19 protein-coding genes, 1 tRNA gene and 1 pseudogene are annotated in these 21,447 nt (G+C 40.4%); 16 read left to right on the top strand and 5 right to left on the bottom strand.

Annotated elements, in window-relative coordinates:
- Together J8L97_RS18125 and J8L97_RS18120 are read left to right on the top strand one after the other, a co-directional pair.
- Positions 1 to 927, top strand: a complete 927-nt coding sequence (locus tag J8L97_RS18125; RefSeq protein WP_211051947.1) for a YeiH family protein — start codon at positions 1 to 3, stop codon at positions 925 to 927.
- A gap of 237 nt (positions 928 to 1,164) precedes the next feature.
- Positions 1,165 to 3,642: a prolyl oligopeptidase family serine peptidase gene (locus tag J8L97_RS18120; protein ID WP_211051945.1), complete on the top strand. Its 2,478-nt coding sequence runs from the start codon at positions 1,165 to 1,167 to the stop codon at positions 3,640 to 3,642.
- A gap of 79 nt (positions 3,643 to 3,721) precedes the next feature.
- Here the strand turns inward: J8L97_RS18120 and rrtA are convergent, their stop codons facing one another.
- The gene (rrtA, locus tag J8L97_RS18115; RefSeq protein WP_192507402.1) at positions 3,722 to 4,303 is read right to left on the bottom strand and encodes a rhombosortase; all 582 of its coding nucleotides are present in this window, start codon (positions 4,301 to 4,303) and stop codon (positions 3,722 to 3,724) included.
- Between the two features lie 92 nt (positions 4,304 to 4,395).
- Between rrtA and ggt the strand changes: the two genes are divergently transcribed.
- The 8 genes from ggt (at position 4,396) to J8L97_RS18080 (ending at position 11,472) form a co-directional block, all read left to right on the top strand.
- A complete protein-coding gene (ggt, locus tag J8L97_RS18110) occupies positions 4,396 to 6,156 on the top strand; it encodes a gamma-glutamyltransferase (RefSeq protein ID WP_211051944.1) in 1,761 nt (586 codons plus the stop codon).
- A 173-nt stretch (positions 6,157 to 6,329) separates the two neighbouring features.
- A complete protein-coding gene (locus J8L97_RS18105; protein ID WP_211051943.1) occupies positions 6,330 to 8,024 on the top strand; it encodes an NAD-dependent malic enzyme in 1,695 nt (564 codons plus the stop codon).
- 111 nt (positions 8,025 to 8,135) lie between these two features.
- Positions 8,136 to 8,657, top strand: a complete 522-nt coding sequence (locus J8L97_RS23600) for a hypothetical protein (RefSeq protein WP_247688727.1) — start codon at positions 8,136 to 8,138, stop codon at positions 8,655 to 8,657.
- 75 nt (positions 8,658 to 8,732) lie between these two features.
- Entirely contained in the window at positions 8,733 to 8,954 is a 222-nt protein-coding gene (locus J8L97_RS23595; RefSeq protein WP_247688726.1) for a hypothetical protein, read from the top strand.
- Between the two features lie 50 nt (positions 8,955 to 9,004).
- A complete protein-coding gene (locus J8L97_RS18095) occupies positions 9,005 to 9,715 on the top strand; it encodes an SIMPL domain-containing protein (protein WP_211051942.1) in 711 nt (236 codons plus the stop codon).
- Between the two features lie 70 nt (positions 9,716 to 9,785).
- Positions 9,786 to 10,160: an MAPEG family protein gene (locus J8L97_RS18090; RefSeq protein WP_211051941.1), complete on the top strand. Its 375-nt coding sequence runs from the start codon at positions 9,786 to 9,788 to the stop codon at positions 10,158 to 10,160.
- On the top strand, positions 10,160 to 10,792 hold the full coding sequence (locus J8L97_RS18085) for a sulfotransferase family protein (protein ID WP_211051939.1): 633 nt from the start codon (positions 10,160 to 10,162) through the stop codon (positions 10,790 to 10,792). Before J8L97_RS18090 ends, J8L97_RS18085 begins: the two co-directional genes overlap by 1 nt.
- A 107-nt stretch (positions 10,793 to 10,899) precedes the next feature.
- The gene (locus J8L97_RS18080; RefSeq protein ID WP_192507409.1) at positions 10,900 to 11,472 is read left to right on the top strand and encodes a tRNA-(ms[2]io[6]A)-hydroxylase; all 573 of its coding nucleotides are present in this window, start codon (positions 10,900 to 10,902) and stop codon (positions 11,470 to 11,472) included.
- 65 nt (positions 11,473 to 11,537) lie between these two features.
- Here J8L97_RS18080 and J8L97_RS18075 read toward each other — a convergent pair.
- The 4 genes and pseudogenes from J8L97_RS18075 to J8L97_RS18060 all read right to left on the bottom strand — a co-directional run bounded on the left by J8L97_RS18075 (position 11,538) and on the right by J8L97_RS18060 (position 17,200).
- Positions 11,538 to 14,032, bottom strand: a pseudogene (locus tag J8L97_RS18075) (TonB-dependent receptor plug domain-containing protein).
- 466 nt (positions 14,033 to 14,498) lie between these two features.
- A complete protein-coding gene (locus J8L97_RS18070; RefSeq protein WP_211051936.1) occupies positions 14,499 to 14,897 on the bottom strand; it encodes a hypothetical protein in 399 nt (132 codons plus the stop codon).
- Between the two features lie 147 nt (positions 14,898 to 15,044).
- A complete protein-coding gene (locus J8L97_RS18065) occupies positions 15,045 to 15,878 on the bottom strand; it encodes a S1 RNA-binding domain-containing protein (RefSeq protein WP_211051953.1) in 834 nt (277 codons plus the stop codon).
- On the bottom strand, positions 15,875 to 17,200 hold the full coding sequence (locus J8L97_RS18060) for a DEAD/DEAH box helicase (protein ID WP_211051934.1): 1,326 nt from the start codon (positions 17,198 to 17,200) through the stop codon (positions 15,875 to 15,877). Before J8L97_RS18060 ends, J8L97_RS18065 begins: the two co-directional genes overlap by 4 nt.
- 218 nt (positions 17,201 to 17,418) lie before the next feature.
- Between J8L97_RS18060 and J8L97_RS18055 the strand changes: the two genes are divergently transcribed.
- The 6 genes from J8L97_RS18055 (at position 17,419) to J8L97_RS18030 (ending at position 21,336) form a co-directional block, all read left to right on the top strand.
- Positions 17,419 to 18,405 carry a rhodanese-related sulfurtransferase gene (locus J8L97_RS18055; RefSeq protein ID WP_211051932.1) on the top strand — a complete coding sequence of 329 codons (987 nt, stop codon included), beginning with the start codon at positions 17,419 to 17,421 and terminating at the stop codon, positions 18,403 to 18,405.
- A gap of 175 nt (positions 18,406 to 18,580) precedes the next feature.
- Positions 18,581 to 18,952: a hypothetical protein gene (locus J8L97_RS18050; RefSeq protein WP_192507414.1), complete on the top strand. Its 372-nt coding sequence runs from the start codon at positions 18,581 to 18,583 to the stop codon at positions 18,950 to 18,952.
- Between the two features lie 66 nt (positions 18,953 to 19,018).
- Positions 19,019 to 19,109, top strand: a tRNA-Ser gene (locus tag J8L97_RS18045).
- Positions 19,110 to 19,158: 49 nt separating this feature from the next.
- The gene (locus tag J8L97_RS18040) at positions 19,159 to 19,527 is read left to right on the top strand and encodes a hypothetical protein (protein ID WP_211051930.1); all 369 of its coding nucleotides are present in this window, start codon (positions 19,159 to 19,161) and stop codon (positions 19,525 to 19,527) included.
- 74 nt (positions 19,528 to 19,601) lie between these two features.
- Positions 19,602 to 20,219: an FKBP-type peptidyl-prolyl cis-trans isomerase gene (locus J8L97_RS18035; RefSeq protein ID WP_192507416.1), complete on the top strand. Its 618-nt coding sequence runs from the start codon at positions 19,602 to 19,604 to the stop codon at positions 20,217 to 20,219.
- A 397-nt stretch (positions 20,220 to 20,616) separates the two neighbouring features.
- On the top strand, positions 20,617 to 21,336 hold the full coding sequence (locus tag J8L97_RS18030; RefSeq protein WP_211051928.1) for an ATP-binding protein: 720 nt from the start codon (positions 20,617 to 20,619) through the stop codon (positions 21,334 to 21,336).
- Positions 21,337 to 21,447 lie beyond the last annotated feature (111 nt).

Here is a 21,447-nt window from a genome sequence, read left to right as displayed (position 1 = left end):
ATGATGACTTTTAGTCAATTTAGTTTCTTGTTGTTATTTATTGCGAGTTTTACATCCTTAGTTGGGCCCGCATTGGCCCTTGCCATGGGGATGCTGTTTACGTGGTGCTGGGGAAACCCCATGGAGGATTGGAGTAGCAAAGTCAGTAAATGGATGCTTAAAGTCGCAGTGATTGGACTCGGTTTTAATGTCAATATATATGATGTACTAGAAGTCGGTCGCAGTTCAATCGTGTTAACCATTGTTAGCATTACCGCAATCATTGGTTTAGGAGAAATACTGACTCAACTATTTAGGATAAATAAAAACACCGGTATTTTAATCTCTTTTGGTACCGCAATATGTGGCGGTAGTGCCATTGCAGCTATGGCGCCAGTTATTAAAGCCAAGGAACATGAAATTGCTGTTGCGCTTGCAGTGGTGTTTTTGTTAAACGCGGTAGGCCTTATAATATTCCCCCTTATTGGCCATTACTTTGTACTCTCAGATCAGCAATTTGCTGTTTGGGCTGCACTGGCTATTCATGACACCAGTAGTGTGGTTGCAGCAGCGGCAACATTTAGCCCATTGGCGGTGGGTATTGCAACAACGATAAAGTTAACGCGGGCGATGTGGATAATTCCCTATACAGCATTGGCTGGCGTTTTTTGGAAAAGTGATGAAAAGGCCAGCATTCCACTATTTATATTTGGGTTTCTAATTGCGGCATTATGCAATACGTGGTTTGAACAGTTCGAAGTTGTTTGGCAGAGTGTCTACTCGGGGGCAAAACACATCTTGGTTGCGACTTTATTCTTGATTGGTGCTGGCGTTTCGAGAAAAGTACTCATAGAAACTGGCTGGCGGCCATTCGCTATGGCTATGATTTTATGGATCATAGTAAGCAGTGTGCTTTTATTACTAATAAAAGATGGTTACATTTCGTAAAAAGTTTGATTTAATTTGGAACTCTTTTGTGGTTTCGGCGGTCTTATTTTATGAGGCGTGGATAGGCCTCACTTCATACTCGTTGTCCATCAACGATTATGTGAGCGCAGAGAGTATTTGGCCAGTAACCTTTACTGGCCTTTTTTTATCTTGAAACTTGGTTGTTAGTCTTAAATAAGTCGAAATATGAAGACATATTTGCTTAAATGAGACAATTTTCATAACAACAGAAGCGCAATGATTAAACAATCTATTATCTCAGCCGCTATAGCATCAAGTTTATTTTTAACTGGTTGCCAAACAACAAGTCACTCCTCTAACAAGGTTCAGCCACAAATAACACCTGCAGCCGTTGTGACCACCTCCGTCGACTTTGGTGGTGAAAAAATAACATTAGAACAAGCAATGGCTCACCCAGATTGGTTAGGGAGAAGTCCACAAAGTGCGTTTTGGGCAGCTGATAGTAACACTGTTGTGTTTAAACAAAAGCAAGAAGGAACTGATTTAAAAGATACGTTTATCGTAGCTAACAATAGCGCGCCGGTTCCTGTAACTTTGGCAGAGTTGCACTCTATTGGTGCGGATAACGCAATATACTCTGATAATGCAAAACATCAAGCGTATACTTTTAAGGGTAATATATTTGTAAAAGCCATTAGCTCTGGTGAAATAAAGCAGCTTACCTTTTCATCAGAAAGTGCATCTCAGCTGAAGTTTTTACTAACGGGTGATATTGCATATCGAGTTGGAAATACTTTTTATACAGTTAATGTCAATACCGGCCAATCAAAAGAGCTAGTAAAGTTGCACTTAGATGATGCGCCTAAAGGTACGTTGGAGCCTAAAGGCTATATAGCACAAGAGCAGCATAATCTGATTCAGTATGTTGCTTTACAGCATAAAAATAGCAAAGACAAAGAACAGCGCCTAGAGCAACTTAAACAACAGAATACGACGATCGCGAATAGTCATTTTTACTTGGGGAAAGACAAGTATCTAGTATCAGCGAGTTTATCACCAGCAGGTAATAAATTGATTGTAGTTACAGCAAATAACGCAGATTGGCGAGCGGCTACTGACATTATGCCTAACTATGTCAGCCAAAATGGGGATATCGACCCTGTTAAAGCGCGTCGCCGTGTAGCGCAAGCACAAGCAACAAGTTCCGACGTACTACTACTTGACTTGGCCCGAAATAATCAAGTTACCCTGAGCTATAATTCGTTACCTGGTTTTGATGAGGACGTATTGGCCGCTGTCAAAGCTGAGAATGCGAAAGCGTTAGGAGAGACATACAAAGCAGTTAAAGCACCTCGTTCTATTAACTTGATAAGCGATTGGGGCTGGGATCAAAGTGCCATTCAATGGAATCAATCTGGAACTGAGGTTGCTGTTATGCTTGAAGCATGGGATAACAAAGACCGCTGGATTGCAACTGTAGATTTTGAAGCAAATGAGTTTGTGCCACAGCATCGTCTGCATGATGACGCATGGGTAAACTATACATACAATGATTTTGGCTGGTTGAATAATTCAGACACACTTTATTATTTATCTGAAGAGTCAGGCTATAGCCACATATACATAAAGCCCTTATCGGGGAAGTCTAAACAGTTAACGTCAGGTGATTATATCGTTTCGAATTTAACATTGAGTAAAGACGATAGCGCAATTTACTTTAAAGCGAATATTGATCACCCGGGTTTATATGAAATTTATCGAGTAGATCCAAATACAGGCGAGAAAGAAACGCTCACAGACTTAAATGGTATGACCGATTATAGTTTGAGTCCGGATGAATCAAAGCTACTTCTAAATCATTCAAAAATAATGATGCCGAATGAGCTATATGTGGCCGATGCTAAAACGAACGCGCAGGTAACGCGTTTGACGAATACTGTATCAGATGCATTTTTGAATAAGAAATTGATTGCGCCAAAAATAGTGGCAGTGCCTTCAAGTCACACCGAACAGCCAGTGTATGCCAAAGTGTACTATCCGGCTGATTATGTTGAAGGTGAAGTCGGTAAAAAACGTAAAGCCGTTATCTTTAATCATGGAGCGGGTTATTTACAAAACTCTCACATGGGATGGTCTGGGTACTTTCGTGAATTCATGTTCCACTCACTGTTAGCAAGTGAAGGCTACGTAGTTATGGATATGGATTATCGCGCATCAAAAGGGTATGGTCGAGATTGGCGCACCGCTATTTACCGTCAAATGGGTAAACCAGAAATTGAAGATTTAGCTGATGGCGTTAAATGGATGGCTGAACATGCGAATGTTGATACCAATGCAGTCGGCACGTATGGCGGTTCATATGGCGGGTTTATGACATTTATGGCTTTGTTTACGCAACCAGATTTATTCCAGGCGGGTGCAGCACTGCGTCCTGTAACTGATTGGGCATACTACAATACACCCTATACCTCGAATATTTTGAATCACCCTGATGTTGATCCAATTGCATATCGCAGAAGTTCACCGATTTATCATGCTGAAGGCTTGAAGAATGACTTGTTGATCAATGCGCCAATGATTGATGACAATGTATTCTTTCAGGATGTAGTAAGACTCGTACAGCGATTAATTGAACTTGAAAAGCAAGACTTTGAAACGGCTATTTACCCCGTAGAGCCCCATGGTTTTGTACAACCTTCTAGTTGGTTAGATGAATATCGCCGTATATACAAGCTATTTAAAGAAAATTTATGATTTTATAAGGTACACTGCATGTATCAAACGCCAACATTTTGAGTTGGCGTTTTTTATTTTATCCTGGAAAATTTCTAGTCTAGTTACCTTTTTTTGGGGGGTAGAGTAGCGTCGCACTTAACAACAAACCACCGAGTGCACCAATTAAATGTGCTTCAATCGCAACACGTGATTCGATTAACGCGCCAACATCAGCGCTAGGACCTTGCCATTGCTCCCAACCTAGTTTTATCCAAATGCCAATGAACAGTAAAGCGCCCGAGCGCATTCCCACGCTGATATCTTTGATAGCCCCCCAAACTATTACGCCATGAAGCAAGCCACTTAATCCGGTGTAAATATTGATATCAGGACAAAAAAGCCATATGCCTGTACCGGTCCAAATTGCTAAAAATAGCGTATGTAACGCGAAACAAACCGGGCTACGGTGCTCTGCATGAAGGATCCATATAAATACAATACCTAGTACATTTAACCCTAAGTGAGTCCAATTGGCATGAACAAACTGACTACTGAATAGCCGCCACCACTGATGTTGTTCGATGAGGCTGCGGTTAAACTCTAATAATGCATTGTTATTGAACAGCATTAACAGTGTACTTAGCAATATTAGGCAAAGAGGTGGTAAAATATATTTTTTATCAAAAGGTAAGTCGAGCATAATAATTTGGTTATAAGCATCTTTATTTTTTGCATATTGTGCCTATTTACTTTTATGATGCCAATGCTTAGAACAATACAAAAGTGAATAAAATGATTAAGTCTGTGCCATTACTCGTCGCCATCACCTCTACTTTGTTGGTTTCTTCGTGTATTTCGGGAGGAAAACAGCAAAGAGAAACCCGAGAGCCAGAAGGGGCGACGGGGCTACAAAACAAACAACAAGTTACCGCAAATAGATTTATGGTTGCAGCGGCAAACCCTTACGCCACTAAAGCAGGTCAAAAAATGCTAGCCCTAGGTGGTAATGCAGTTGATGCTGCTATTGCCACTCAGCTGGTCTTGACGTTAGTTGAGCCACAGTCATCGGGTATTGGCGGTGGGACATTCTTAATGTATTTTGATAACAAAACCAAGAAACTAATCACGTATGATGGTAGGGAAACAGCCCCGTCAGGCGCTGACCATACACTGTTTTTAGATAAAACAGGAAAGCCTGTCCGTTGGATTGATGCCGTTGTCGGCGGACGCTCAGTGGGTGTACCTGGTTTACTTCATGCCTTCCAAAGTGCGCATAACGACCATGGTAAACTTGACTGGTCAGTGCTATTTGAGCCTGCAATTGAGCTTGCTTTATCAGGGTTTGTTGTTTCCCCTAGGCTTAATATGTTGCTCGAAAAGAACTTTAATCCTGGCTTGTCAAAACTCTCGCCGGCCAAGGAATACTTTTATCCAAACGGTCAAGCATTAGCCACTGGCACACTAAAAAATAATCCAGAGCTAGCACAATTGTACCAACAAGTGGCTAATAACGGCATTGATGCATTTTATAGTGGACCGTATGCCAAACAGATGGTCGATGCTGTGCAAACTTCGGCAATTGCGCCGGGGACATTGCAGCTCAGTGATTTGGCTAAGTATACGAGTAAAACACGAGATGCGATTTGCATTCCTTACCATCAATACAAAGTATGCTCTATGGCGCCACCCAGTAGCGGAGGGATCGCTGTGCTGCAAATACTGAAGTTGTTAGAAGCGAAGAAGCTGAGTCAATATAAAGCGAATGATGCGTACGCATTGCATCTATTTACTCAAGCATCTCGGTTAGCTTTTGCGGACCGAAATCACTATGTTGCCGATCCTGATTTTGTTGATGTACCCACCAAAGCATTACTAGATTCACGCTATTTAACCAAGCGGTCTCAACTCATTACTGATAAAGATGACCATCATGTACCTGTCGGTCTTCCTAAAAGTGACGTGTTAGTGTACGCACAAGGTGATGGTTATGAGTTGCCGTCAACAACCCACGTTTCTATCGTAGATGAGGAAGGGAATGCAGTATCTATGACCAGCTCGATTGAAATGGGATTTGGATCTACGGTCATGGTTAATGGTTATTTGTTAAACAACCAGTTAACCGATTTTTCACTCAGCCCTAAGAAAGGGGGCAAGTGGATGGCAAATAGGGTTGAGGCGAATAAACGACCAAGAAGTTCGATGTCGCCGGTTATGGTGTTTAACATGGATGGGAGTTTGAAATTGGTCGTAGGTTCCCCCGGTGGTAGCCGTATTATTAATTATGTGGCTCAAACGATTATTGGAATACTCGACTGGGGTTTAAGCCCACAACAAGCCATCAATTTGCCAAAAATCACGAATCGAAATCGTTATACAACGCTTGAGAAGGGGACAAATCTTGTTGAGCAAAAAGAAACATTTGAACAACGAGGGCATAAAGTACAAATACGAGACTTAAATTCCGGGCTGCATGTGATCCAAGTCCAAGATGGTGTGCTTTTAGGTGGCGCTGATCCACGTCGAGAAGGTATTGCTCTTGGTGAAAGTAACTAATAGTCATAGGTTTGCAGAAAGAATTACGCTATAATAGTTGGCTCTGTACTACGTTTAACAATGTGTTTACAGAGTCGATTGTATTGGTCTGATGTGAACGAATTTCATTGATATTTGGTCACTTTCAGCAATAATAAATTCTTAGCCTTTTAAAATGTGTCAAGCCTGCAAATATGACTAAAAAAACAGATCCAAATTATCTATATATTCCTTTCTCTGGCCCTAATCTTCTTGAAACGCCGCTACTTAATAAGGGCAGTGCATTTAGCCAAAGTGAGCGAGAGAATTTTAATTTAACGGGATTGGTCCCACCGCGCTTTGAAACAATCGAAGAACAGGTTGAACGTTGTTATCAACAATATTCTAGCTTCAATGATAATTTAAATAAGCATATATACTTGCGTGCTATTCAAGACAACAATGAAACACTTTATTATCGGTTGGTGCGTGACCATTTAGAAGAAATGATGCCGATCATCTACACACCAACGGTGGGTGACGCGTGTGAAAAGTTTTCTGATATCTATCGCAGCTCTCGAGGTCTGTTCATTTCTTATGAAGATCGTTATCAAATAGACGATATTTTAAGAAATGCGACTAAAGGCAAAGTCAAGGTCATCGTTGTGACGGATGGAGAGCGCATTCTTGGTTTAGGAGATCAAGGTATTGGTGGTATGGGGATCCCAATTGGTAAATTGTCATTATATACCGCATGTGGAGGCATAAGCCCAGCGTACACCTTACCTGTTATGTTAGATGTTGGTACTAATAACGAGAAGTTACTAAATGACCCTATGTACATGGGAGCACGTCATAAGCGTATCGGGCAAGACGAGTATGATGAGTTTTTAGGTTTGTTCATTGATGCTGTAAAGCGTCGTTGGCCTAGTGTGTTACTCCAGTTTGAGGACTTTGCGCAGCCTAATGCAATGCCACTGCTTAAACGTTATCGAAATGAAATATGCAGCTTTAACGATGATATTCAAGGCACTGCGTCAGTTACTGTTGGTTCATTGTTAGCGGCCTGCCGTGTTAAAGGTGCAAAGCTCTCAGAACAAAAAGTGGTGTTTGTAGGTGCTGGCTCTGCAGGTTGCGGTATTGCCGAACAAATTATTAGCCAAATGGTAGCCGAAGGCGCTTCAAGCGAGCAAGCGCGCAGCCAAATCTATATGGTAGATCGTTTTGGATTACTGTCTGAAGGTATGAGTGACTTACGTGATTTCCAAGCTGCATTAATGCAATCAAAAGACGCACTTGCAGATTGGAGTTATAGTGGTGATTTTGCTTCATTACTTGATGTTATGCACTGTGCAAAACCTGATATTTTAATTGGTGTATCTGGTCAGCCTGGATTATTTACTGAGCAAGTGATCCGTGCAATGCACAGTGGCTGTGAACGGCCAATCATTTTCCCTCTAAGCAATCCATCTCGTCAAGTAGAAGCACACCCTAAAGATGTTATTGAGTGGACTAAAGGACAAGCGATTGTTGCCACAGGGAGCCCGTTTGATCCTGTTGAATTTGAGGGTAATACATTCCCAATTCCACAATGTAATAATAGTTATATTTTTCCAGGTATTGGGCTCAGTGTTATTGCCGCTAAAGCGACACGCATTACAGACGCAATGTTAATGGTTTCAAGTAAAACATTGGCTGAGTCGTCACCGCTTGCCAATACTGGTAAAGGCAGTTTACTTCCTGCATTAGTTGAGATTGAAGCGCTGAGTAAACGCATTGCGTTCGCAGTTGCTAAAGCCGCAATGGAAGAAGGTGTTGCGCTTGAAATGGATGATGATGCGATTTGGGCTGCTATTAATCGGAATTACTGGCTACCGAAATATAGGAATTACAAACGTTGTAGTATCTAATTCACTTTATTTAAGCCAGCACATGCTGGCTTTTTTGTATCAAAAATATTCTATACTGATAATTCAAGTGCTAAGGAGATACGCATTTTATTCACCTAACTGGAGGCATAAATGCTCAAAACCTGTTTGCTAGCGTTGGTTTTATTTACATCAATGGCGGATACTCGGCCGTTGAAAATTCAAATTGCATCAGATTACAACCCAAGCTTAGGTGAAGAGCCAACAGACTTAGCAACGATGCTATTGTTGAACGTGCAACGCGAACTTCAGGGTAGAGTGTCATTAGAGTTTATTCCAGCAAGCCGCCTTAGAGAGTGGCGTGAGCTTGAGACCTATCCGAATATTTGCTTATATAACAAAGTAAAAACAGCAGAGCGTGAAGCAATCGCTTTGTTTGTTGAATATCCGTTGATGGCATTTCCAGCCAATAGGTTGATCCTCCGTGGTCATCCTAATTTACCAAAAAAGCTTTCTTTGAAAGAGATTGTCGTTTCTAAAGGGTTACGTGTGGGAGTGACTAAAGGGCGTTCTTATGGAAAGGAAGTAGACGATTTTATAGCAACCTACCGTAATAATTTGATTGTAGGAGAGGGGGCTAATAGTGCTTATCGGCTGCGTGAAATGCTCATTTAAGGAAAGCTGGATGGTATTATTGAATATACGTCAGTTTTCATAGAGCATCATAAACAACAAGCACAACGTGATGGCGTGACTTATCATCAAATAGAGAGTGCGGACCTCACAATATTTGGTTATATTGCTTGTGCTAATTCAGAACAAGGCAGAAAGGCAGTTAGTTTGTTCGAGCTAGCACTTGAAAATAGCGCTTTGCAGCAAATGATTATTGACGCACATAAAGGTTTGTTTTTTAAACAGGAGATGGTGTTTATAGAGCAAGGGTTAAGAGATGCCTATAATATTCAGCCATGATTAAGGCCATTATGTTTCAATGTTTAGCAGTAATATATAAGGATACAAATATGAAACTAATTTCGACCGTTGTTGCAGCACTGTTTTGTGCACACAGTTATGCAGGCTCTTTGCCACTAACGCCTCACCTTTATGTCCAAGGCAATGCGCACATGCAGGTGCAACCTGATCAGGCGGTTATTCGAGTTGCAATTACCCAAAAAAGTAAAGCGCTTCCAGAGGCAAAGACAACCGTGGATGATATAATGGCCAATGCAATTGCTATCGCCAAGTCTCACCATATTCGAGTGGACGATATTCATGCTGAACAGCTTAATGTTTATAGGCAAACTCGTTACAATCGCACAACTAATCAAGAAGAGTTCGAGGGTTTTCGAGTCAGCCGTACACTCACATTGACGTTGAAAAAGCTTGAGGACTATCCTGTATTACTACAAAAATTGGTTGATGCAGGCATTAACGAGTTTAATAACACCCAGTTTGAAGTCAGTAATAGAAGTACGTTAATGAAAGACTTAAACAAGGCGGCAATTAAGGATGCTAAATTGGCAGCAAAAGAGCTTGCGAGTGATTTTGAAGTTAAATTAGATGGCTTGTATTCTGTATCATTCTCGCCCATGGAAACACCTCGTACGCCATACGCACGTGCTGAGTCAATGAAGCTAATGGATGCATCATCAGGAAATGTTGAACAAGCTTATAACACTGGGGCATTAACACTAAACGCCAAAGTCTATGCGGTGTACACAATTGATAACTAAATAAAAGCGGTGCTCCACGTTTATTTTCGCTATATTGGCCACTTTACACTAATTCATGACAAGGTGACCTATGACGATCAGCCTGTATGCGGCTTTGCTTATATTATTTTATATTAAATTAAGCTTTGAAATTATAGCGATTCGCAAAAAACAAAAAGTAGGGCTTGGGGATGGTGGAAATCGGTCTTTAACGAATGCCATTAGGGCCCACGCAAATTTTAGTGAGTATACTCCGCTTACCCTTATATTATTATTTATATTAGAGTTTCAAGGTATTAGCTCTTGGGTAGTGCATACTGCTGGCGTTGTGTTTCTTGTAGCTAGGGTTATTCATTGGCAAGCGATTAAGCGAGAGAATTTAAAACTTCGAGTCGTGGGCATGGCGTTAACGTTTTTGGTATTATCAGGGCTCAGTGCAACGAGTTTAATAGTGTATATCGTTTAATGAAAAAAGTGTTTATAGTGGGTCTGCCCAGAACGGGTACAACTAGCGTATGTGTAGCATGTTTAGAGCTGGGGTTTAAGACGGCACATACCGCTTATACGAGACAAACGTTTCAAAATGCTGAAGTCTTAGCAGACACCCCAATCTTTAATGATTATCGAATGTTAGCTAATCGCTATCCAGATGCCAAATACATATACTTGGATAGAGCGCTTGATCAGTGGCTTCCTTCTATATCGCAGTTACTAACACGTATGTCGAACAATTTATTTAGTGAGCAAGGTGGATTTAATGACACCATTAAGCGGTGCTATTTAACGACGTTTTATGGCCTCACGCCTAATAATACAAGCGATAATCAATTTCTAACACAGTGTTACAATGAGCATAAAGCATTAGCGATTAATTTTTTCAATGAACACAACCTCGATTATATTGAATTAAATTTAGCGACGGATGATGCAATGAGTCAGCTTGCTGAATTTTTACAGGTAGAAACGCAAGCGACAATGCCGTTTTTGAATAAAAAGGGCAAAGTGACGGCTTGGAATATGATAAAACACCCACTCAAAGTGTCTTCTACTCGAGAAGGCAAAGTCGATAAAGATACGGTGTTATTATCGCCAGTTTAGCCTTTGTCATCGCTGGTATGTGCGATAGAATGCACGCAATTTTTAGTTAGTGCTTTTTACTAGATATTTATGAATGAGTAGAAAGGTAGGATAAAAGAGAAGTAAGTATGTTTGAATTAAAATATCACACACCATTTGAATGGACACATAAAGTACTTGAAGACTTTGGCACCTTTTTACAAGATCACGCCGCAGCGGAAAAGAAAGCATCAGGTATGGCCATGTCTATGTTGAGCCATTATCCAGACAGAATAAAATTAGTGAAGGCGATGGCTGATCTCGCAATTGAAGAAATGATCCATTTTAAACAAGTGTTAAAGTTGCTGAATGAGCGAGAAATAATTTTAGGTAATGATCAAAAAGACCCCTATATAAAAAAAATTAGAGCCATTTTTAGAAACGGTAAAGACGAATTTTTAATTGACCGCCTATTGGTCGCTGCTGTTATAGAAGCGAGAGGACACGAACGGTTCTCTTTGGTCGCAGAAGCTTTGCCTGAAGGCAAAGAAAAAGAGTTTTATGTGGCCATTGCTAAATCAGAAGAAAAGCATAAAAATCTATTTGTTGAATTGGCGTATGAATACTTCGATAAAGCACTCATTGATACGCGCTTAGAAGAGGTGTTAATTGCCGAAGCTGAGATCTGTAAGAGTATTCCATTTACAGCTGCGTTGCACTAGAGCCTTTCTCAAACTAAAAGAAATATAAAGCCAGACTGTTGTTTGGCTTTTTTAATGGCGGCGTATTAAAAGGTGACAGATGCTTTCGCGTAAACAAAATGCCCATCGGTGTTGTAAGCTGAAAAGCCAGAGTAGGGGAATATTTGATTAAAGTTACTAAATCCAATATTACTAACGGTATCCTGAGGATATTGGTCAAATAGGTTGTTTTCCCCCATGGCAATGCGCCATTGCTCGTTAATGCGGTAAGCGACATCTAAGTCTGCGATCCATTTTGCTGCAAGCACCTCGTCGTTATCAATGTTGCTCGATGAATCAACAACTTCTCCATAACGTGTTGCTTTTAGCGTTGTCGTAAATTGCTGATAGTGCCACTTTGCAACAAGGTTCCATTTGTCTTTAGGTGTACCTTCTTCAAAACGGGCAATTTCGCGACGCGCAAAGTACTGATAACTTTCACCTAATGCTGAAAGTTCTGCAGGGTTTGCTTTGACATTTGTAACGTCAGTATCATTAAAGTTTATCGCGGCACTGAGCCTTAATTGCCCTAGGTTTTTAACATCAAAATTGTAAGTCGCTACTATATCGACCCCCTTAGTACGAGAATCAATGGCATTGGTGAAGTAGCGTACCCGCTGAACATTATTCTCACCTGCCTCTGTTAATATTTGCTCTACCGCGGATCCACTTAAGTTTTCAGATAGTACAATTCGGTCGTTGATATCTATTTGGTAAGCATCGAGCGTAAAGCTAAATTGGTCGCGTTCATAAATAAACCCACCAGTCATATTGGTGGACTTTTCAGCTTCTAGCGGCTTAGCGCCAAGCGCTTGGGCGGCAGCTGTATTAACGGGGAATAAGCCAACTTCATTGGGCACGCCATTTTCAAAAACAGTGGCTACAGATTTATAGGACGTTTGTGCCAATGAAGGCGCTCTGAATCCAGAACTAATGGCACCACGCAACGATAGTTGTTCGTTTACGACATAACGCGATGCTAGTTTTCCCGTTAATGTTGAACCGAAATCGCTATAATTTTCAAAACGGGTTGCGAATATGACGTTTACGCTTTCATTGATATATGTATCAAATTCAGCAAACAATGCAATGTTATCTCTTGATTCGTTCACCGCGCTGGCCGGTGAGAAACCGGTAAGTACTTGTGCGCCTCCTGCGGCAACAGGTAGGCCTTGTGAATCAAGCACGGTAAGGTATGACGCAAGTTCGCCAGCGTTGATCTTGTAGTTTTCATCTCGATACTCGCCACCGATGGTAAAAAATACACTGTCGTACAAGCCTAAATCAAAATCTGTTTTTGCTTGAGCATTAACTAGCCATTGTCCATAAACAAGCGCGCCATTATCGAATTCTGTTGGGCTCGAAAGGCCCATAGAAGTATTAATACTATTGATCACCGCGAACGAAAAGTCATTCCGACCGTAATTTGTACTTAAATCATAATCCCAGTTTCCGTGAGTTCCAGAAATACCAATAGCAAAAGAAAGGTCTTTTACATCAGACTCTATTTGAGGTAAAAATCCATCAGGGTATACTTCAGAAACATTTCTACTGTCTTTTGCACGTCTAAAGAACCCCCCTGAGTTTCCTTCGCGGGCTGAGTAACTGCCAAAAGAATATAGCTGAGCATCCCCATCAAGCGTTAAACCTGCATTGTAAAATAGTGCGAGGTCTTGGATTTCTGGCTTACCAAAGCGGTGATTATAACGCTGTGCTGAGAACTCTCTTGTGTCAAGATTATCGTTTCCGTCACGCGAATATTGTTCACGTTGGTCAATACCAGAGCGGTTAGTGGCATTTTTGTCCCTTAGTTCAGCTGCGAGATTAATAAATCCATGTTCGAACGGTCTAAAGCCAATATTGGCACTGAAAGTGGTTGTCTCACCATCAACTCGTTTTCTATCGCTGCCTTTTCTGAAGGCCAGATCTCCTGCTTCGTTAGCATAGATTTGTGTTAGCTGCGCTGAGCCTGCCATTTGAGTATCATGCTGCCCATAGGTTAACGACACGCTGCCACCATGGTTAGCATCTTTTAGTATGATGTTGATAACACCAGCAATTGCATCTGAACCATATTGAGCGGCGGCGCCATCTCGTAACACTTCAATGCGTTTAATGGCAGCTGTTGGTATTGTATTTAAATCTACAGCGGATGAGCCACGCCCTACGGTGCCATTTAAGTTAAGTAGCGCTCCGGCATGGCGACGTTTACCATTAATAAGTACCAGACTAACCCTCGTAATACAGCCGGTCTGGCATGATCAGTGCCATCGGCCAATTGTGAATTCGGAAAATTAAAACTTGGGATCAAAGTAGTTAATACTTGACTCAACTCAAGTTGACCTGAACTTTCCATGTCATCAATACCTATAATATCAACAGGTACAGTGCTTTCTGAAATGCTTCGTAAGCTTCTACGTGTGCCTGTAACTTCTATTACTTCTGTGGTTAATTTTATTTGTTGCTCAGTTGACTCAGCACTCGTGCTCAAAACAGCAAGGGTAACAGCAATGGATGAGGCCAAAAAGGTAAGCTTGGGCATGGTCTTTCCTTGAATTAGTAAATGGGAGGAACTATTCATAGATTTATGAATAGTGGTAATAATTTAAAAGGGGCTGGATGGTAATCTTATCGCATAAGTAAGAAAATTACATTTTATTATAAGATATAACTGTAATTATTAATTCATGAATGGCTTACAAATAAGGTACCTAAAGCATACAAGTTGCTTATGATACTTTGCCCACTTTATTGTTTAAAGTATGTACTTTGTGGCAAAAATGCGTTACAAATTTCGACTTTTCACTATTGTACATACCATCGACATTAGGGAATGTCGTTTAGGGGTTTATGATGGGGGAATTATTCGGATGTATTAGCTACAGTCATTAAGTGAACACAGCTTAGTTGCATTTTCATCGTACGGTTTTTGATAGTTAGGCGGTTTGCATAAGTTCTGAATATATAGTGTTCTTTACCATTGGAATAACATGAATAGTTCAAGCTTTTTAGGTGCGCTCACTTGTGACTATTTCTTCCTTAACAGAAATGTCATGTAACGTATCAGTTGGTTTTGGTACGAGCTGCTGTTTAGGGTGTACTTTCTTTTGCGTGTCAGTGATACAGCCTTTTTCTTTTTCAATCCAGTAAACCGTGTTGGCAATCACAGAAATGGATCCTGATACCACCAAACTAGCTGCACTGACTAACCCTGCGCTCGCAAGTGCTGCGCCACACGTTACTTCATTTCCACATGCACTTAGCGAGATCATTTTGTTTGACGATTCAAGCGTACTCTTCTTCGCATAAACTTGGCATTTTTCATCATAATAGGTGACATCCTTAGGCACAAAAATACACCCAGTTTGCGTGATACAGATAATGATACATCCAATCGTACTTTTCATACATATCCTTTTTATTCAGGGTGTTAGTATAGCTATAAATACGTAGTATATTTGTAAAAAAGTGTCATAATTTAGAGGGAAGAGCAAATGCACTCAAATGCCTTTACTAGGCCCGCCGAATAGTGGGCCTTTAGATATAATTGCAAATTATTTTCGTAGGGTAATTGATTTAGCTTCGATATCAATTTTACCTTGCTTAAACAAACCACCAATTGCTTTTTTAAAGTTTGCCTTACTGGTCGAGAAAGTTTTTCTTATGAGTTCTGGATCTGACTTATCACCAAGGGGTATAAAGCCACCTTTGGCAGTGAGTTCTGCTAAAATCTGCTCACTTAAACCTGTCACCTTTGCCATACCTGGCTTTTCAAGTACGACATCAATTTTACCATCTTCGCGTACTGTTTTGACAAAGCCTTTAAGCTTTTGGCCGATAAACATACGCTTGAATATAGTATTGAAAAATATAACACCTAAATGCTGCTCATTAATAATCATCTTATAACCAATATCAGTTTTTGAGGCGACAATTAAATTGACTTCTTCTAGTGGTGTATATTCTGGCTCTATTTTATTAACAAATTTATTGATGTTACTTGAAGCACATAATCGTTGACTCGCATTATCAAGATATAACTTAACTAAGTAACTATGACCATCGCGCATTTTTGGTTTTTGTTCATTGAAAGGCGCGAGGATATCTTTACTGATACCCAAATCAAGAAATGCCCCAAAGCTGTTAATCTCTTTTACGCGCAACAGTGCAAATTCACCCACTTGTGCAATGGGTGTCTGCGTGGTTCCGGTCATATGGCCTTGAGAATCTTGGAAGATAAAGACTTGTATGCTATCACCTAGCTCTAGATGAGACTCAACTTCAGCTTTAGGTAAAAAAACCTCGCCTAACTCGCGACCGTCTAGGTATGCGCCTTCGGCACATAATTCATTGATCATTAAATTTTGAATGCTACCCAGCATGGTTATTCCTCTGTTGGCTTTGGTTTACGACGTAATGGAGCATGCCCGTCAATATCAAATGGGGCAGGGATGGCCTTTTTAGGCTTTGTTGGCTTTCTTCTAAGCGGTTTTTTGGTCGCCTTAGGTTGGGCGGGTTTTACTTTTTCTGATTTTGTAGTTTTAGGCTTTGGTGGTCTAAAGCCTTTAAATTTAGCTTCTAGCCCATCAACACTTTCAAATGATAATGTATCATTGAGGTAATTTTTGATGGCAACAAAGCTGTTCCAATCTTTTGGACCAACTAATGAGATAGCGGTGCCTTTGAAACCAGCGCGGCCAGTACGGCCAATACGATGGACATATTCTTCGGCTTGTTTGGGTAAATCAAAGTTAATTACATGAGTGACACTTAACAAATCAAGACCTCGAGATGCCACATCGGTCGTTACTAAAACTTTAAATAAACCTCGACTAAATGTATCCATAATATCGAGACGTTTATTTTGCGGTAAGTCACCAGCAAGGGCAACCGCTTTAATCTTCAGTGTATTCAGCAGTTCGCTTATACGCACGGTGTCATTTCGCGTTGCGGTGAAAATGATACATTGCCCTACGTTATCTTGGGTCACGAAGTGTTTTAATAATGCATCTTTATGATCAAGGTGATCAGCAAAGAATAATGTTTGTTTGATATCACCATGCTGTTGATGCGCATCACTTAAAATGATCTTTTTAGGTGCACGTAAAAGATTGCGAGACGTAACTTCTACCTGTGCATGATCGAGTGTCGCGCTGAATAATAATGTCTGGCGCAGTCGGTGGTTAGCTTGTTCATTAATGAGATTTAATTGTGGAGCAAATCCTAAATCAAGCATGCGATCGGCTTCATCAAATATAAGAAGCTCTAGCCCAGACAATTGCAATGAACGCTGCTCTAAATGGTCGGCAATCCGGCCCGGAGAACCAATGACAATTTGGGGGTCTTTACGCAATGCTTTAACTTGGTCATTAAAGTTTTCACCACCGAGTACTTTTACAACCGATATACTGGTTCCTGCAATTAACAATCGGCATTGCGAAAATACTTGGGTTGCAAGCTCCCGAGTGGGAGCAATAATGAGCACTCGAGGGTCTCGTTTACTGAGGGCTCGTTGTTTCATAACGCGGTGAATTGCAGGTAGCAAGAACGCGAGCGTTTTCCCCGATCCGGTCTTAGACTGAGCAAACACATCATGGCCAGCAATCGCGGTTGGTACTGCCTGACTTTGGATCTCAGTTGGTGAAGTGATCCCTTGGTGTGCAAGTTGTGTTTCTAATCGGGTGTCTATGCCCAGTTCGGTAAAGTGCAAAGCGTTTTTCTCCAAAACAATTTTTTTATGACAGGCCATTATAGCAAAGCTAAGCCGTTCACTAATAGTAAAAAGCGTTTTGTTAGCAAGGTTTTTGCAATTAAAACAAAAATCCGTACAATACGCGCTCTAGCGCCGGATTTACGTTCCGGTTAAATGATCTATGGGGTCAAAAAAACCCCAAGAATAGACAAAAAAAGCTGATTATAGGAATATCAATGTCTAAACCGTTTGTAGTATGTGCACTTTATAAATTTGTATCGTTACCTAATTTTGAACAAATACGTCAACCATTACATGATGTCATGGAGCAACACGATGTGCGTGGCACATTGTTATTAGCACTTGAAGGAATAAATGGTACCGTGGCTGGAAAGCGCGAAGGAATTGATGCGTTACTAGCATGGTTAGAAGCACAACCTGGTTTAGATAATATTGTTTCTAAAGAGTCTTTTGATGAAACTTGCCCTTTTTATCGCACCAAAGTAAAACTTAAGAAAGAAATCGTTACTATGGGTGTTGAGGGGATTGATCCATTAGAAGTCGTTGGTAGTTATGTTAAACCACAAGACTGGAATGCGCTTATTTCGGATCCTGAGGTCGTAGTGGTTGATACTCGTAATGATTATGAAATTGAAATTGGGACCTTTAAACACGCTATCGACCCAAAAACGAAAACTTTCCGAGAATTTCCAGAGTGGGCGGAAAATAACCTCAACCCTGAAAAACATAAAAAAGTGGCTATGTTTTGTACTGGCGGGATCCGGTGCGAAAAATCAACGGCTTATATGAAGGAGCAGGGCTTTGATGAAGTTTATCATTTGGAAGGTGGCATACTGAAGTATTTAGAAGAAGTCCCTAAAGAAGAAACTTTATGGGAAGGCGAATGTTTTGTATTTGATAACCGGGTTGCAGTGGACCATGATTTACAAAAAGGCTCATATGAGCAATGTCATGCATGTCGTATGCCTATTACTGAAGAAGAAATGAAGCAAGAGTACTACATGGAAGGCGTGTCTTGTCATCATTGTCATGATAGCTTAACCGACGAGCAACGAGCACGATTTGCTGAGCGCCAAAAGCAAATTCAATTAGCACAGGAGCGCGGAGAAGGGCATATCGGCCACGAAGCACAAGAAGTACTTCGTCAGAGAAAAGAACAAAAACAGGCTCAAAAAGCTTCTCAACGTAAAAAATCTGCATAATTTATTATTGCATTTTTTAAAAAGGCCTTAGTGTAAACTAAGGCTTTTTTGTTTTAAATGCGCCTATATCCGTCAAGACTTAGCGCTAATTATGAATATTATATCAATGGTTGTTTTATGCCCGATTTATTTGGTAGTCTATAGCTGTCTGAAAAACAATAATAGAAGTCAGATCATGGGTAATTTATTTTTAAAAGAACGAGAAAGCTGGTGGGTATGGCTTAGTTGGGGCTTAATAGGCTCATTAATAAGTACGTATATCTTTTCTAATACGTCTGAAGTCAAACTTGCACTTATTGCATCCGGAGTTATTGTTAGTGCTTTGTCTGGATGGATGAATTATAGCCGTCGATTCGAATTTTATCGAGCATTAAAAGTACTGCTATTTGTTGGTAGCCTTTCTTTATTGCCATTAGCACTTAATGTAGCGTTACCTGTCAAAGAGTTTTCTGTTGTTGCAATCAATTTTACATTGGTGAGTTTAGGCTTATTTTGTTTGTGTATGTGCGGGGCGTGGTTTGCTCGCAGACCGAAACAGTATTATTAATAATTCAAAAAAATTATGTTTTTCTTTACACTGCCATAAAAAACCACTAGTATTCGCGCCAACAACGGAGAGATGGCTGAGTGGTCGAAAGCACCGGTCTTGAAAACCGGCAAGGGTTTGTAGCCCTTCTAGGGTTCAAATCCCTATCTCTCCGCCACCTCATTCTAAAAACCGCCTAACGGCGGTTTTTTTCGTTTGGAGCTTGTATGTCTATTGATTTAGTTAAACATTGTGCGTTGTGGATAGTATTTAGTTTCTTTTATTTAAGTGGCTTAAAAATGGCTTTGGTATTATCAATTGATGGCCAGCAAGACCCGAATTTAGTAACTACACTCGTCTATACATTTCTATTTAATTTACTTGTCGGTCACTTGATCAGTAAATATGAGAAACTATCACCATTATTAAGCGCGATAGTTATCAGTCTCTGTGGTGTGTTTGGGTTTGGTTATTACTTTTCTGAAACACTGTCAGGGTATAGTGCTGAATTAATCGCCGGGTTACTCGTTAGCTTGCCTTTTGCCACTTATACTGTGTTGCAAATCAAGCAATGGCAAGCTGAGAAGCTCGATTAATCGCATTTAAACTCGATAATGGCTATGTTACACTGCGCGGGTCTTTTAATAGAAACAAAAAAGTGAAATTAAGAATGTCAGATTTATTTAATACAGATGCTGAAAAAGCAAGCTACGGTATTGGTTTACAAATGGGTGAGCAACTTAAAGCAAACCCTTTTGAAGGTTTAAACTTGCACTCAGTATTTGAAGGTATGAAAGACGCTTATGCTGGTGAAGCAATGCGTGTTGAGATCCCTGAGATCCAAGCTGCATTTGAAAAAATCAATACTGAAATTCAAGCTCGTCGTGAAGAAGAATCTAAAGTACTTGCAGCTGAAGGTATTTCATTCCTTGAAGAAAATGCAAAGCGCACTGAAATTACCGTAACTGAATCAGGTCTTCAGTATGAAGTTGTTACTACTGGCGAAGGTGAAAAGCCGGTAGCTGATTCTAAAGTACGTGTTCATTATCACGGTACATTAATCAATGGTACAGTATTTGATAGCTCATATGATCGTGGTGAGCCAGCTGAATTCCCAGTAAACGGCGTTATCGCTGGCTGGACTGAAGCACTACAACTTATGCCTGCTGGTTCAAAGTGGCGTTTATACATTCCACATGAGCTTGCTTACGGTGAGCGTGGCGCAGGTGCATCAATCGCACCTTTCTCAACACTTGTATTTGATGTTGAGTTACTAGAAATTCTATAATTGACGAAATAAAGTTAATTTTTGTAAATACCCAGCTAGGCTGGGTATTTTTTTGCCCAAATATTGTTCGTAGGATTTGCCAATATAGTGCCTATTATATTGGTAGGTGAATTTCAGCATAACCAACCTTAGGGAGACGATGCATCATAATACTTGAAAGTGTGCGCCATTAATTACCTGGTGCTAGTATGGTTATCGTCACTGATGTCTAGCGAAATGGTGTAACAGACTTATAAATCATTGCTTCAGGGGTGAAGTGTGAGCTGGCTTGTATATGTTTTACTTGTGTTACTACAATATAATAAGCATGTAATACATATTTCTCGGTTTTCGACTATGTATTTAAGTAGGCATAAACTAAAGAAGGACAACTGCTATCAAAAATAATTTGAAAGTCATGATCGACAAAAGCCTCGAAACTGAAAATAAGCGCTTGCAGTCGGAGCTTGAGTTGGCCAAAAAGGAGCTAGCTGATTTTATTTATCTGGCTTCTCATGAGTTGAGAAGCCCAGTCAATGCCATCGCGAATTTAACTACCTGGGTATTAGAAGATATCGGTTTGAATATCGATGAAGAAAGTCAAACTAACCTAATGCTTATTAATAGTCGAGCTGAACGGCTGCAACAAATGATAACGGACTTACTGATGTACTCTCGTGTAGGTAAACACAGTGAAGCGTATTCAGATTTTGATTTCAATGAAGCGGTTGTGTATTGTGTTGAGCAATTTGATGCGGATAGTTTTAAATTTGATATTGATTCTGGACGGGTAACATTACCACGCACCTTATTTAATCAAGTTATCAATATTCTTATTTCGAATGCAGTGAAACACCATCCAAATAAGTGCGGATGCATTAAAGTGCATTATGAAAAGCAAGCCAATATGTATTGTATCTTTATTGAAGATGATGGCTGTGGGATCCCTATTAAAAATCAAGATATTATATTTGAGCAATTTCAAACGTTAAGAACTAGAGATGAAGTTGAAGGCAGTGGCATGGGCTTGGCTATTGGGAAGAAAATATTAGAGCATCAGGGGGGCAAAATTACAGTAGAGTCTGATGGTAAGGCTGGTTCTACATTTATTTGTCATTGGCCAAGCAATGGGTGCTAGTCTAATCACAATACAAACAAAGGCTTGCTCCAATCTGACCTTTTTCTACATGACATTGTCAGATTGGAGATAAACCACAAAAGACGTATCGTTCAATCTAGTTGAGCCAGT

This window comes from Pseudoalteromonas sp. MMG012, from assembly GCF_018100875.1.
Taxonomy (GTDB): Bacteria; Pseudomonadota; Gammaproteobacteria; order Enterobacterales; family Alteromonadaceae; genus Pseudoalteromonas; species Pseudoalteromonas aurantia.
Note: the sequence above shows the minus strand (reverse complement) of the source record. Positions and strands in the feature narration are given on the sequence as shown.

Coding starts and splice junctions, on each gene's coding strand:
- rrtA (WP_192507402.1), bottom strand. CDS start 4,303: ATGCTCGACTTACCTTTTGATAAAAAATATATTTTACCACCTCTTTGC.
- J8L97_RS18030 (WP_211051928.1), top strand. CDS start 20,617: ATGATCGACAAAAGCCTCGAAACTGAAAATAAGCGCTTGCAGTCGGAG.
- J8L97_RS23600 (WP_247688727.1), top strand. CDS start 8,136: ATGCTCAAAACCTGTTTGCTAGCGTTGGTTTTATTTACATCAATGGCG.
- J8L97_RS18040 (WP_211051930.1), top strand. CDS start 19,159: ATGTCTATTGATTTAGTTAAACATTGTGCGTTGTGGATAGTATTTAGT.
- J8L97_RS18105 (WP_211051943.1), top strand. CDS start 6,330: ATGACTAAAAAAACAGATCCAAATTATCTATATATTCCTTTCTCTGGC.
- J8L97_RS18055 (WP_211051932.1), top strand. CDS start 17,419: ATGTCTAAACCGTTTGTAGTATGTGCACTTTATAAATTTGTATCGTTA.
- J8L97_RS18125 (WP_211051947.1), top strand. CDS start 1: ATGATGACTTTTAGTCAATTTAGTTTCTTGTTGTTATTTATTGCGAGT.
- J8L97_RS18035 (WP_192507416.1), top strand. CDS start 19,602: ATGTCAGATTTATTTAATACAGATGCTGAAAAAGCAAGCTACGGTATT.
- J8L97_RS18080 (WP_192507409.1), top strand. CDS start 10,900: ATGTTTGAATTAAAATATCACACACCATTTGAATGGACACATAAAGTA.
- J8L97_RS18090 (WP_211051941.1), top strand. CDS start 9,786: ATGACGATCAGCCTGTATGCGGCTTTGCTTATATTATTTTATATTAAA.
- J8L97_RS18050 (WP_192507414.1), top strand. CDS start 18,581: ATGGGTAATTTATTTTTAAAAGAACGAGAAAGCTGGTGGGTATGGCTT.
- J8L97_RS18070 (WP_211051936.1), bottom strand. CDS start 14,897: ATGAAAAGTACGATTGGATGTATCATTATCTGTATCACGCAAACTGGG.
- J8L97_RS18085 (WP_211051939.1), top strand. CDS start 10,160: ATGAAAAAAGTGTTTATAGTGGGTCTGCCCAGAACGGGTACAACTAGC.
- J8L97_RS18095 (WP_211051942.1), top strand. CDS start 9,005: ATGAAACTAATTTCGACCGTTGTTGCAGCACTGTTTTGTGCACACAGT.
- ggt (WP_211051944.1), top strand. CDS start 4,396: ATGATTAAGTCTGTGCCATTACTCGTCGCCATCACCTCTACTTTGTTG.
- J8L97_RS18120 (WP_211051945.1), top strand. CDS start 1,165: ATGATTAAACAATCTATTATCTCAGCCGCTATAGCATCAAGTTTATTT.